Annotated in this window: 10 protein-coding genes; 7 read left to right on the top strand and 3 right to left on the bottom strand. The window is 70.3% G+C overall.

What is annotated here, in order from left to right; translation table 11 throughout:
* The first annotated feature begins 47 nt into the window (after positions 1-47).
* From KV394_RS00590 to KV394_RS00560, 7 genes are all read left to right on the top strand, one after another.
* Entirely contained in the window at positions 48-1,334 is a 1,287-nt protein-coding gene (locus KV394_RS00590) for an aspartate kinase (protein ID WP_136032141.1), read from the top strand.
* Positions 1,335-1,513: 179 nt separating this feature from the next.
* On the top strand, positions 1,514-2,584 hold the full coding sequence (locus tag KV394_RS00585) for an aspartate-semialdehyde dehydrogenase (RefSeq protein WP_136036897.1): 1,071 nt from the start codon (positions 1,514-1,516) through the stop codon (positions 2,582-2,584).
* Positions 2,585-2,903: 319 nt separating this feature from the next.
* Positions 2,904-5,831, top strand: coding sequence for a fibrinogen-like YCDxxxxGGGW domain-containing protein (locus KV394_RS00580; protein ID WP_247982043.1), 2,928 nt, complete (start codon positions 2,904-2,906; stop codon positions 5,829-5,831).
* Between the two features lie 153 nt (positions 5,832-5,984).
* Positions 5,985-7,415 carry a malate dehydrogenase (quinone) gene (mqo, locus tag KV394_RS00575; protein WP_240745413.1) on the top strand — a complete coding sequence of 477 codons (1,431 nt, stop codon included), beginning with the start codon at positions 5,985-5,987 and terminating at the stop codon, positions 7,413-7,415.
* 9 nt (positions 7,416-7,424) lie between these two features.
* Positions 7,425-8,078, top strand: coding sequence for a thymidine kinase (locus KV394_RS00570; protein ID WP_136032149.1), 654 nt, complete (start codon positions 7,425-7,427; stop codon positions 8,076-8,078).
* A gap of 98 nt (positions 8,079-8,176) precedes the next feature.
* Positions 8,177-8,899 carry a FadR/GntR family transcriptional regulator gene (locus KV394_RS00565; protein ID WP_136032151.1) on the top strand — a complete coding sequence of 241 codons (723 nt, stop codon included), beginning with the start codon at positions 8,177-8,179 and terminating at the stop codon, positions 8,897-8,899.
* 10 nt (positions 8,900-8,909) lie between these two features.
* A complete protein-coding gene (locus tag KV394_RS00560) occupies positions 8,910-10,169 on the top strand; it encodes an alpha-hydroxy acid oxidase (RefSeq protein WP_247982042.1) in 1,260 nt (419 codons plus the stop codon).
* Between the two features lie 20 nt (positions 10,170-10,189).
* Here KV394_RS00560 and KV394_RS00555 read toward each other — a convergent pair whose 3' ends face one another.
* From KV394_RS00555 to KV394_RS00545, 3 genes are read right to left on the bottom strand one after another with little or no spacing between them, the layout of a single operon-like run.
* Complete coding sequence (locus KV394_RS00555) at positions 10,190-11,032, bottom strand: DUF1295 domain-containing protein (protein WP_136045429.1); 843 nt, start codon at positions 11,030-11,032, stop codon at positions 10,190-10,192.
* Positions 11,033-11,083: 51 nt separating this feature from the next.
* Positions 11,084-11,851 (bottom strand): HAD-IIB family hydrolase, encoded by a 768-nt coding sequence (locus KV394_RS00550; protein WP_136032156.1) that lies wholly within the window; start codon positions 11,849-11,851, stop codon positions 11,084-11,086.
* Positions 11,848-12,324, bottom strand: coding sequence for a VanZ family protein (locus tag KV394_RS00545; protein ID WP_136045428.1), 477 nt, complete (start codon positions 12,322-12,324; stop codon positions 11,848-11,850). The genes KV394_RS00550 and KV394_RS00545 overlap by 4 nt, the downstream gene beginning before the upstream one ends.
* Between the last annotated feature and the right edge of the window lie 30 nt (positions 12,325-12,354).

Raw genomic sequence — 12,354 nt, 5'->3', positions numbered from 1 at the left:
CGTAGAATGAGCGTGGGCGGATCCGCCCGTCATCCCCGGGAGTGAACGTGGCCCTCATCGTGCAGAAGTACGGCGGCTCGTCCGTCGCGAACGCAGAGAGCATCAAGCGCGTCGCCAAGCGCATCGTCGACACCCGTCGTGCGGGCCACGACGTGGTGGTCGCGGTCAGCGCGATGGGCGACACGACCGACGAGCTGCTCGACCTCGCCAACGAGGTGGCGCCGATCCCGGCTCCGCGCGAGCTCGACATGCTGCTGTCCAGCGGTGAGCGCATCTCGATGGCGCTGCTGGCGATGGCGATCCACTCGATGGGCTTCGAGGCGCGGTCCTTCACGGGCAGCCAGGCCGGGATGATCACGGACTCGCAGCACGGCGCCGCGCGCATCGTCGACGTCACGCCGGTGCGGCTCCGTGAGGCGCTCGACGAGGGCGCGATCGTGATCGTCGCGGGGTTCCAGGGCTTCAACCGCGACACCCGCGACATCACCACCCTCGGCCGTGGCGGCTCCGACACCACCGCCGTGGCCCTGGCGGCAGCGCTCGACGCCGACGTCTGCGAGATCTACAGCGACGTCGACGGCATCTTCACCGCGGACCCGCGGGTGATCCCGAGGGCGCAGAAGCTCGACCACGTGTCGAGCGAGGAGATGCTCGAGCTCGCGGCGAACGGTGCGAAGGTGCTCTACATCCGCGCGGTCGAGTACGCACGCCGTCACGGCGTCCTGATCCACGCCCGGTCGACCTTCTCGTCGGCCGAGGGCACGTACGTTCTGGGCGAGGGCATGAAGAACCCTCGCGAAGCCGAGGGAGCAGCCATGGAAGAGCCCATCGTCGCCGGAGTCGCCACGGACTTCAGCCAGGCCAAGATCACGGTCGCGGGCGTGCCCGACGTTCCTGGCAAGGCCGCCGACATCTTCAAGATCGTCGCGAAGTCGGGCGCGAACGTCGACATGATCGTGCAGAACGTGTCGGCCGCGTCCACCGGACGCACCGACATCTCGTTCACGGTGCCGAAGGCGGATGCCACCGCAGCCCTGAAGGCCCTCGCGGGTGAGCAGGCCGAGGTCGGCTTCCTGAACCTGGTGCACGACGACCAGATCGGCAAGCTCTCGGTCGTCGGTGCGGGCATGCGCACGCACTCGGGTGTGTCGGCGACGCTGTTCGAGGCGCTGTCGGAGGGCGGCATCAACATCGAGATGATCTCCACGTCGGAGATCCGCATCTCGGTGGTCCTGCGCGCCGACGACCTGGCCGAGGCGGCCCGCACCGTGCACACCGCCTACGGGCTGGACGGCGAGGCCGAGGCGACGGTCCACGCCGGCACCGGTCGCTGATCCTGCCATCGGCCGTCCGGATCCTGCCGACGTCGTCACGGCGCCGTCACGCGGGCGGTCGGCCGCTGTCGGCACGGTAGACTCACCGAAACCCTGACACCGGCGCCAGGCGTGGCCTCCGCATCCCGTCGCCGCGCCCGAAGCCTCGTACGCCGTACCGCACGAAGCCAAGGAACCTCATGACCCGCATCTCCGATTCAGGACTCTCCGTCGCCATCGTCGGCGCCACCGGCCAGGTGGGCACCGTGATGCGCGAGATTCTCGCGGAGCGGTCGTTCCCGATCCGCGAGCTGCGCCTGTTCTCGTCGTCGCGATCCGCGGGCACCGCGATCGAGTTCGGCGGCGCGACCGTGATCGTGGAAGACGTGGAGACGGCAGACCCCGCGGGCATCGACATCGCCCTGTTCTCCGCCGGCGCGACCGCGAGCCGTGCCTACGCGCCGCGGTTCGCCGAGGCGGGCGCGGTCGTGGTCGACAACTCGAGCGCGTGGCGGATGGACCCCGAGGTCCCGCTCGTGGTGAGCGAGGTCAACCCGCACGCGATCGACGCCCGTCCGAAGGGCATCATCGCCAACCCGAACTGCACCACGATGGCGGCCATGCCGGTGCTCAAGGCGCTCGACGCCGAGGCCGGGCTCGAACGGCTCATCGTCTCGACGTATCAGGCGGTCTCCGGCTCCGGTCTCGCCGGCGCCCAGGAGCTGCTGGGCCAGGTCGAGGGCGTGCTGGCTCAGGGCAACACCCTGGAGCTGGTGCACGACGGTTCTGCCGTCGACTTCCCGGAGCCCGAGAAGTACGTGGCACCGATCGCGTTCGACGTCATCCCGTTCGCGGGCAACCTCGTCGACGACGGTGACAACGAGACCGACGAGGAGAAGAAGCTCCGCAACGAGAGCCGCAAGATCCTCGAGCTCCCGGGTCTGCGCGTGGCGGGGACGTGCGTGCGGGTGCCGGTGTTCACGGGTCACTCCCTCTCGATCAACGTCGAGTTCGCGCGGGACATCACGCCCGAGCGCGCGCGCGAGGTCCTGAGTGCGGCCCCCGGGGTCGTGCTCGATGAGGTGCCGACGCCCCTGCAGGCCGCGGGCAAGGACCCGAGTTTCGTCGGTCGCATCCGCGCCGACCAGTCCGCGCCGGAGGGCAAGGGGCTCGTGCTGTTCCTCAGCAACGACAACCTCCGCAAGGGAGCCGCGCTGAACGCGGTGCAGATCGCCGAGGTGCTCGCGGAGCGCCTCGCCCCCGTGCGCTGACCCGGGGCGCGGGACCGTCCCGCCCACGGGGACAGCGGGACCTGACGTCATCGCATATCGGCATGCTCAAGGATCGAACCGCTCGGCAGGTAACGTGTTAGCCGGCCGGGGTCGCCGCTCCGCGCATCCGCGGGTCCCGACGGAGACCTCCTAGCCGGGCCGTCCCGATCGGGGCGGCTCCTGGTCGTCCCTCCGCGGGGGCGCAGGCGCCGCGGCGCGTGCGCGCGGAGGGGCGTGGATTCTGGGGGTAGGACGAATGGGTCTCGATCGGAGATCACGGGGGGCACGATTCCGTCGTGCCCTGGCGACGGCGGCCGCGGTGACGGCGACCATCGCGGGCTCGCTGGTGGTCGGGGGTGCGCCGGCGTCTGCGGCGGCGGCTCCCGATGGCCTGACGCGGGAGACGGCCGCAGCGTCGTGCTGGGAGGTGAAGCAGAACGATCCGACCGCGCCGGACGGCGTGTACTGGCTGGTGACTCCGCGGCTCGTGGCGCCACAGCAGTTCTATTGCGATCAGACCACCGGCGGAGGCGGATGGGTGCTCATCGGCCGCGGCCGCGAGGGGTGGAAGGAGGGCTACAACGGTGTGGGAACACCCGAGCAGGTCCGCGACACCCCGGCGGGCACTGCGGCGTTCGCGCCCGCGCAGCTGTCGTCGAAGACGATCGACGGGTTGCTCGACGGCGGTCGCGTCGACGCGCTGCAGGAGGGCGTGCGTGTCCGTCGCGCGCTCGACACGGCGGGTTCGGCGTGGCAGGAGGTGCGCTTCTCCTTCGCCAACCGCGACCGCTGGGTGTGGACGATGGGCGGCGGGCACGTCCTCACGTCGTTCTCCTTCAAGAACCCGGGGGAGCGGTCGAAGGCCACCGGCAGCGGCGGGACGTCGGCCGTGTTCGGCGTCGACACCGGCACCAAGCGCGTCCGCTTCGAGGAGGGCGATCTGCCGTACCGCTTCCGCAACGGCTGGTCGTTCGGGGCGCAGGTGTCGGGGAACGAAGACCCGTCGTCGTACCTGTGGGCTCCGGCGGGCACGAGGGGCAAGGCGCGCCCCTTCGCCCAGGTGTTCCTTCAGCCGAAGCTCATGACCAGAGACCTCGACTACGGCACGATCGGGTCCCAGGGTGCTCCGGCCGTCACGCAGTCCGCGATTCCCAACAGCAACGCCATGACCACCACGTGGGGTGTCGCCGGGCTCGCCAACGGGCTGTCCGGGGAGGCGAACACCGAGGTGGCGTCCTTCGGCGAGGCGGGCGGCAACGTGTTCGTCGGCGGGAACTTCGCCACGGTCCAGCAGTCGGAGGCGGGCGCCGGTCAGGTGGCGCAGCCCTACCTCGCCGCGTTCGCCCTCGGCACGGGCGCGTGGGTCTCGTCGTTCCGGCCCGTCCTGAACGGGCAGGTGAAGGCGATCGCCGGTCTTCCCGACGGGCGGGTCGCCATCGGCGGCCAGTTCTCGACGGTGAACGGCGTTCCGCAGGCCGCGATCGCCTTCCTCGACCCGGCGACCGGGCAGCTGTCCGGTCCGCAGGTCGTCGCCGAGCATCGGGCGGCGGGGGCGGTGCCGTACGTGCGGGACTTCGACGTGCAGGGGGACTACCTGTATGTCGCCGGTTCGTTCACCCACCTTCGAGCGGCCTCGTCGACCGTCAGCGCGAGCGCGTGGGACGGGGGCCGGATCGACCTCACGACCGGACGGCCGGACACGGCCTGGAATGCCAACCTCAACGGCACGAGCATGTCCGTGGACGCGTCGGCGGCCGGCGATCGTGCGTACTTCGCCGGCTACTTCACCATGCAGGGGGCGATCACGACCACCAGCGCTGCGGCCCTGCAGACCACGGCGGGTGCCGCCGGTGTCACGCCGCACTGGACGCCGACGTTCAGCAGGCCGATGTACGACGCCGCGGGGAACCCCACGGGGTGGGTCTATCAGAACGCGGTGACCGAGACGGGCGGTCGACTGTGGCTCGGCGGATCCCAGCACTCCCTGTTCTCCTACGACCGCACCGACTTCCGCCTGATCAGTGGAAACGTCACGCTGAAGGGTGGCGACTTCCAGACGATCGCCCAGAACGCGGACTCGACCCTCATCGCCGCCGGGTGTCACTGCGGTGATTGGGTGTATGAAGACGCCTACACGAACCCGGAGACGCCGACGACTGCCTCGGAGATCGACGACATGTCGTTGATCGGCGTCTGGGACGCGGTGACGGGTCGACACGTGTACGAGTTCGCGCCCGATCTTCAGGCGCGCGAGGGGCACGGTGCCTGGGCCTCGTTCTTCGACAGCACGGGTGTGCTGTGGGCGGGTGGCGACATCACCCGCTCGGTCCGTGCGGGTGGTTCCCGGCAATGGTCCGGTGGTTTCGTGCGGTTCGCTCCGAGGGACTCCGTCGCCCCCGCCGTGCCGACGGGCCTCACGGTCACCCCGGCCGGCGGGGCGACGACGTTGACGTGGAACCGCATCTCGGATTCGAGCTCGGTCACCTACGAGGTGCTGCGCGGCAACCGCGTGATCGCGTCGACGACGGCGGCGAGCTACACGGCGCCGGCGTCGTCGGAGGCTGCGACGTACTACGTCCGGGCGCGGGATGCGGCGGGCAACCGCTCCGCGACCACGGCGGGTGTCGCCGCGGCTGCCGACGCCGCTGCTCCGGCCCCCGCTCCCGCTCCGGTCGCGCCCGACGAGGCCGTCACCCCGGACGCAGCCGTGCAGCCCGGGCAGCCGTCGACGGACACGTTCATCGCCAACGGTGCGACGTGGTCGTGGCGGTACTCCGCCGATCCGCTCCCCGCGGACTGGAACACGGTGGAGTTCGACGCGTCCGCCTGGCACACGGGCCCCGCGGTGCTGGCGCGTGGGGTCGCCGGTGCGGCGACGGACATCGACCCGGACGACCTCGCGGTCAAACCGCAGAGCGCGCATTTCCGGACCGCCTTCACGGTCGACGACCTGACGGGTCTGCACGACGGAACCGTGTCGGTGATCGCGGATGACGGGGTGGCCGTCTACCTCAACGGCGTGGAGATCGGGCGGTCGAATCTTCCGGCCGATGCGACCCTCCGCCAGACGACGTTCGCGTCGTCCTCGGTGGCACCCGGCAAGGCGGCGGCCAGTCGCGTGTCCTTCACGGTGCCGGTGTCGCTGCTCCGGCCGGGCGTCAACGTCATGTCGGCGGAGGTGCACGAGAACAATCCGGGCAGCGCCAACATGAGCTTCGACCTGACGTACACCGCTCCGCGCAACTGAGAACGGACGACGCCGAGCCCGCTCCCGCCGCACGGGGGAGCGGGCTCCGGCGTGCCCGAGCGGGGTCGCCCGGCGGACGATCGGCCCCGAGCCACGCCCTAGACTGGTCGGGTGACTGAAAACGTCGATGTCGTGCTGATCGGTGGTGGCATCATGAGCGCCACCCTGGGTACTCTGCTGCACGAGCTGCAGCCGGAGTGGAAGATCGTCGCCTTCGAGCGGCTGTCCGACGTGGCGCAGGAGAGCTCCAATCCCTGGAACAACGCGGGCACCGGGCACGCCGCGCTCTGCGAGCTCAACTACATGCCGCAGCAGGGCGATGCTCCGCTCGACCCCGCGAAGGCCGTGTCGATCAACGAGCAGTTCCAGCAGAGCCGGCAGTTCTGGTCGTCGCTCGTCGAGAAGGGTGTGCTGGACGCGCCGTCGACGTTCATCAACGCGACCCCGCACATGACGTTCGTGCGCGGGGAGAAAGACGTGGCGTACCTCAGGAACCGCTACGAGGTGCTCAAGGAGCAGCCGCTGTTCGCGGGCATCGAGTACAGCGAGGACTCCCGCGTCATCAACACCTGGGCGCCGCTGCTGATGCAGAAGCGACGCAAGGGCGAGCCCTTCGCCGCCACCCGGGTGCCCGCGGGCACCGACGTCGACTTCGGTGCCCTGACGCACCAGCTGTTCGATCACCTCCGCGAGTCCGGCGTCTCGGTGCGCACGAACCACGAGGTGAAGTCTCTCAAGCGCCAGAAGGACGGCACCTGGCTCCTCAACTACCGCACCACGGTGGGGCGCACGCCCAACCAGATCAAGGCGAAGTTCGTGTTCGTCGGGGCGGGCGGCTGGGCGCTCAAGCTGCTCCAGCGGTCGGGCATCCCGGAGATCAAGGGCTACGGTGTCTTCCCGATCGGTGGGCAGTTCCTCAAGACCACGAACCCGAAGATCGTCGCTCAGCACAAGGCGAAGGTGTACTCGCAGGCGTCCGTCGGTGCGCCGCCGATGTCGGTGCCGCACCTCGACACCCGCGTGGTCGACGGCGAGGCGTCGCTGATGTTCGGCCCGTTCGCGACCTTCAGCCCGAAGTTCCTCAAGAACGGCTCCATGCTCGACATCGTGACGCAGGTGCGCGCGCACAACCTGTGGCCGATGCTGCGGGTGGCGTTCGCGAACCCCGATCTGATCACCTACCTGATCAGCGAGCTGATGAAGAACCACCGCAAGAAGGTCGACAGCCTGCGCACGTTCATGCCCACCGCGAAGGACGAGGACTGGACGCTCATCAACGCCGGTCAGCGCGCGCAGGTCATGAAGAAGGATGCGAAGAAGGGCGGCGTGCTGCAGTTCGGCACCGAGGTGGTCGCCGCCGGCGACGGCTCGATCGCGGGGCTGCTCGGCGCCTCTCCGGGGGCTTCCACGGCCGTGCCGATCATGCTCGATCTGCTCAAGAAGTGCTTCCCGGGCGAGTTCCCCGCGTGGGAGCCGCGGCTGCGCGAGCTGATCCCGACCTTCGGCCAGAAGCTCAACGCCGATCCGGCGCTCGCGGAGGAGTCCACGGCGGCGACCGCCGCCGCCCTCGGCATCAACGCCTGAGACCCGACCGTGGCGAAGCTCTACTTCCGCTACGGCGCGATGAACTCGGGCAAGTCGACCGCCCTGCTGCAGGCTGCCTACAACTATGAGGAGCGGGGCCAGCACGTGCTGCTCGCCAAGCCCGCGATCGACACCAAGGGCGCGGCGGAGATCGAGAGCCGCCTCGGTGTCACGCGGCAGGTGGACTTCCTGATCGGGCCGGAGGACGACGCGCGGGCGCTGTTCGCGGAGCATCGTACGCGCATGCGGCGCTCGACCGAGGAGGAGCTGCTGCCGACGGCCCCGATCGACGTGGCGTGCCTGCTGGTGGACGAGGCGCAGTTCCTCACGGCCTCCCAGATCGACGACCTGTTCCGGGTCGCGGTGGAAGACGGCATCCCCGTGATGGCCTACGGCATCCGCAACGACTTCCTCACCCACGCGTTCCCCGGCTCCGCGCGGCTGCTGGCGATCGCGCACTCGCTGGAGGAGCTCAAGACCATCTGCCGCTGCGGGCGCAAGGCGGTGTTCAACGGCCGCGTCGTCGGCGGACGCTTCGTGTTCGACGGAGATCAGGTCGCGATCGACGAGGGCGCGGACGGCTCCGCGTCGCCCGAGCTCACCACCTACGAGTCGCTGTGCGGCACCTGCTACCTGGAGGAGTCGGGCGGGCGCCTGGGGTGACCTGATCGCTCTCGCTGCCGCCCGTCTCCTCGCGAGGCGGGCGGCTTTGCGTGGTCTGACCACACGGGGTACGCTGTGGTCAGACCACAGGAGGCGGGATGGCGGAGCAGCCGGCGCGAGCATGGCGACTCGTGCTCGAGCACATCGAGCGCGACCTCCTCGACGGACGCCTCGGCCCCGGCGACCGGCTGCCGTCGGAGCGCGACCTGGCGAGCGACCTGGGTGTCGGACGCTCCAGCGTGCGCGAAGCCTTCCGCGTGCTCGAGGTGCTCGGCCTCATCCGCACCGCGACCGGATCGGGCCCGCAGGCGGGAGCGATCGTGATCGCGACGCCGACCGGGGGCATGTCCGCGCTGCTGCGGCTGCAGGTCGCGGCGCAGGGCTTCCCGCTCGACGATGTGGTGCGCACCCGCCTGGTGCTGGAGGACGCGGTCGTCGCGGCCCTGGCGTCCGGAGGCGGCGGCGACACCGCGAAGGCCCACGAGCTGCTGCACGCGATGGACGCCGCGGGCTTGACCCCGTCCGAGTTCCTCGCCCTGGACGCCCAGCTGCACCTGTCGCTCGCCGAGGGCAGTGGCAACACCGTCATCGCCGCGATGATGGCGGGGCTGCGGTCGTCGATCGAGTCGTATGTGCGCGCCGGAGCTGCCGCGATCCCCGACTGGGACACGATGGCGACACGGCTGCGCGCCGAGCACCACGCCCTCGTCGCCGCGATCGACGCGGGCGATGCCGAGGCCGCCCGCGCGCTGGTCCGCGCCCACATCACCGGCTACTACACGTCCGCGGGGCTCACCCGCGACATCCACCCCCACGACTGAGAGGCACGCCATGGTCCAGCGCCAGCTCCCCAACCCCGCCGAGCTGTTGGAGCTCATGAAGTTCAAGAAGCCCGAGCTCGACGGCCGCAAGCGCCGGCTCGACGCGGCTCTCACGATCGACGACCTCCGTACGATCGCGAAGCGCCGCACGCCCAAGGCGGCGTTCGACTACACCGATGGCGCGGCGGAGGGCGAGCTGTCGCTGAGCCGCGCCCGCCAGGCGTTCCAGGACGTGGAGTTCCACCCCGGCATCCTCAAGCCCGCGCCGGATGTCGACACGACGGTCGAGATCCTCGGCGGGCCGTCCGCGCTGCCGTTCGGCATCGCCCCGACCGGGTTCACGCGGCTCATGCAGACCGAGGGGGAGGTCGCCGGTGCCGGCGCTGCGGCCGCGGCGGGCATCCCGTTCACGCTGTCCACGCTCGGTACGACCTCGATCGAGGGGGTCAAGGCCGCGAACCCGCACGGGCGCAACTGGTTCCAGCTCTACGTCATGCGCGACCGCGAGATCTCGTACGAGCTGGCACGCCGTGCCGCCGCCGCGGGCTTCGACACGCTGCAGTTCACGGTGGACACGCCGGTCGCCGGTGCCCGGCTGCGCGACAAGCGCAACGGCTTCAGCATCCCGCCGCAGCTCACGCTCGGCACGATCGTCAACGCGATCCCGCGGCCCTGGTGGTGGTTCGACTTCCTGACCACGCCCAAGCTGGAGTTCGCGTCGCTGAGCTCCACCGGCGGCACGGTCGGCGAGCTGCTCGACGCCGCGATGGACCCCACGATCAGCTATGACGATCTCGCGGTGATCCGTGACATCTGGCCCGGTCGCATCGTGATCAAGGGCGTGCAGAACGTCGAGGACTCCGTGCGACTGCGCGACGCCGGTGTCGACGGCATCCTGCTGTCGAACCACGGCGGTCGTCAGCTCGACCGCGCGCCGATCCCGTTCCACCTGCTGCCCCAGGTGCGCCGGGCCGTGGGCGACGACTTCACCGTCATGATCGACACCGGCATCATGAACGGCGCCGACATCGTGGCCTCGGTCGCGCTCGGGGCGGACTTCACGCTGATCGGTCGCGCGTACCTCTACGGCCTGATGGCGGGCGGTCGCCAGGGCGTCGACCGGACGATCGCGATCCTGCGCAGTGAGATCGAGCGGACCATGCGTCTCCTCGGCGTCGCGTCGCTGGCGGAGCTCGAGCCGGCCCACGTCACGCAGCTGACGCGTCTGGTGCCTGTCGCGCGCGACGCCGCGGGGGCCGTCGTCCGCTGACGTCGCCGTGCCGGGTTCCGCTACGACTGCGGGGCCACGGCGCGGCGCCGCGGTGGCCACGGCACGAGCATCGACGTGGTCTGCCGGTAGTCGGCGTATGCGGGGTACTTCGACGCGGTGATCGACTCCGTGAAAATCGTCGAGCCGAGGAACAGCACCGTCAGGAGCGCGGCGCCGACGATCGTGGGGTTCAGCACGCCCCCGAGCACCCCGGCCCCCGCGGTGGCGGCCGCGGTCGCGCCCAGCGCGTAGAACGCCCACCACTGCGCCTGTTCGAAGAAGAAGTTGGGGTGTCGGCTGTAGCGGAACAGCCCGGTCGTCGCGAAGCCGGGCGCGAGGTCACCGCCAGCCTGCTTCTTGCGCTGGTGGAAGTTCCACTGCTGCTGGTCGGCGACCGTCTCGCCGACCAGGAACCCGAGGAACGCGATCGTGAACAACGCGTCCCACCCGGTCAACGCGGTGGGGTGCTGGGCGGCCAGCCATGCCGGAAGGGTGATCAACACGAGCAGGGTCATCTGGTACCCGATGATGAACAGCAGGTTGAACACCTGGAACTGCCACGGGCGCATCCGCTTCCGCAGGATCGCCCAGCGGTAGTCCTCCATGCCGGTGTAGCCGCCCTTGCGGGCGAAGTTGAACGTGAGCCGCGCGCCCCAGGCCGTCGCCAGGATCCCCATCAGCACGATGCGCGCTGATCCGGCGTCGGCGGTGAAGGCGCCGACCACGAAGATCCAGACGTAGACAACGGGGACGATCGACCACGCGCGGTCGACCCACGACGTGTCACGGGTGATCAGCGACAGGATCCAGCACACGAGGCTGGCCAGCGCTGCGACGAGGACGACGATCTGCAGGGCATCCATGACGCCATGCTAGAGCCAAGCCAGGCCGGGCGTCCGGCACCGGCCGCCGCCTCAGACGCGCGACGTGAGGGTGGGCAGCAGGGCTTCGAGGCGGGTGGCGGTGTCCTCCCAGCCCTCGACGGCGATCGACGGGACCCCGATCGCGAGGACCGGGTAGTCGTTGCCGCCCTCGTCGAGCCGGTCGCCGTAGAACAGCATCGCGTCCAACGGGATGCCCGTGTGCGCGGAGAGCTGCCTCATGCCGAACGCCTTGTCGATCCCGGCGCGGGTGATGTCGATCGAGGTGGAGCCCCCCGAGCGCACCTCGAGCCCGGGGAGTCGAGCGGCGACCGCGTCGCGCAGGGCCGCGCGCTTGCTGCCGGACGGATCCCACGCGTGCTTGGCCTCCCGCGGAGCCCGCTGCCCGAGCGCGGAGAACGTGATCTGCGAGCCGCGGTCCTCCAGGATGTCGCCCCAGGGGTCGGTCTCCCACAGGCCGAGCCGCTCCGCCTCCTCGCGGAGGGCCGTGAGAGCAGACGCCTTCTCGTCGTCGCTCAGGTCGTGCGCGTACACCGGCGCGAAGTCGGCGCCGTCGTGGCGCAGGTAGCGGGTGCCGCAGGTCGGCAGCAGGTGCAGCCGGGCGAGAGCTGCGGCGTCGGCATCGGCGAGCTGGGCGATCACCTGCGTGCGGAACTGCGGCTCGTTGCCCCCGGAGATGATGGCGACGTCGACGCTGCGGAGAAGTTCGCGCAGGAGGCCGGAGATCCGCGGGTCGATCGGGCCCTTGGAGGGGGCGAGGGTGTCATCGAGGTCGAAGGCGACGAGTGCGGGCGAGGTCATGATGCCTCCAGCCTAGGAGGTCGCAGCCGTGAAGAGCGTGGAGCTGCGAGCAGCGTGCACAGGAGGGCGAGGGCCACGCCCAGGGTGGCCCCGGTGGAGTTGGCCAGCACGTCGTTCATCGTCGCATCGCGGTGGGGCAAAGCGAGGTGCTGCGCGGTCTCGATCGCGAGAGAAAGTGCCGGTCCGACCAGCAGCGACAGCGGCCACACACGGCGGGGGAGGAGCAGGAACGCGAGGACGCCGAGGGGCACGAAGACCGCGATGTTCAACAGGACCTCCAGCCGCGTGAACGTCAGTGCGGTCCAGCCGAGCCGGTGGGTGAGCGACACGATCACGTCGAGCAGATTCGGGACCGCATGCTCGACCCGGGACGGCGTGAGCGTGAGCAGGGCGAGCCCCGCGAGGAACGGGACGCCGAGGGCGAGCGCCCAGATGCGGGTGGCGCGACGCGGCGGAGGCAGGAGCGTCCCCATGCGGTCCCCTTTCGCACGCTCTCCGATACA

Origin of the sequence: Microbacterium sufflavum (genome assembly GCF_023101165.1) — a bacterium.
GTDB classification, from domain to species: domain Bacteria; phylum Actinomycetota; class Actinomycetes; order Actinomycetales; family Microbacteriaceae; genus Microbacterium; species Microbacterium sufflavum.
The sequence above is the reverse complement of the archived record's forward strand: the minus strand, read 5'-3'. Positions and strand labels throughout refer to the sequence as shown.

Coding starts and splice junctions, on each gene's coding strand:
- KV394_RS00585 (WP_136036897.1), top strand. CDS start 1,514: ATGACCCGCATCTCCGATTCAGGACTCTCCGTCGCCATCGTCGGCGCC.
- mqo (WP_240745413.1), top strand. CDS start 5,985: ATGAGCGCCACCCTGGGTACTCTGCTGCACGAGCTGCAGCCGGAGTGG.
- KV394_RS00565 (WP_136032151.1), top strand. CDS start 8,177: ATGGCGGAGCAGCCGGCGCGAGCATGGCGACTCGTGCTCGAGCACATC.
- KV394_RS00560 (WP_247982042.1), top strand. CDS start 8,910: ATGGTCCAGCGCCAGCTCCCCAACCCCGCCGAGCTGTTGGAGCTCATG.
- KV394_RS00555 (WP_136045429.1), bottom strand. CDS start 11,032: ATGGATGCCCTGCAGATCGTCGTCCTCGTCGCAGCGCTGGCCAGCCTC.
- KV394_RS00550 (WP_136032156.1), bottom strand. CDS start 11,851: ATGACCTCGCCCGCACTCGTCGCCTTCGACCTCGATGACACCCTCGCC.
- KV394_RS00545 (WP_136045428.1), bottom strand. CDS start 12,324: ATGGGGACGCTCCTGCCTCCGCCGCGTCGCGCCACCCGCATCTGGGCG.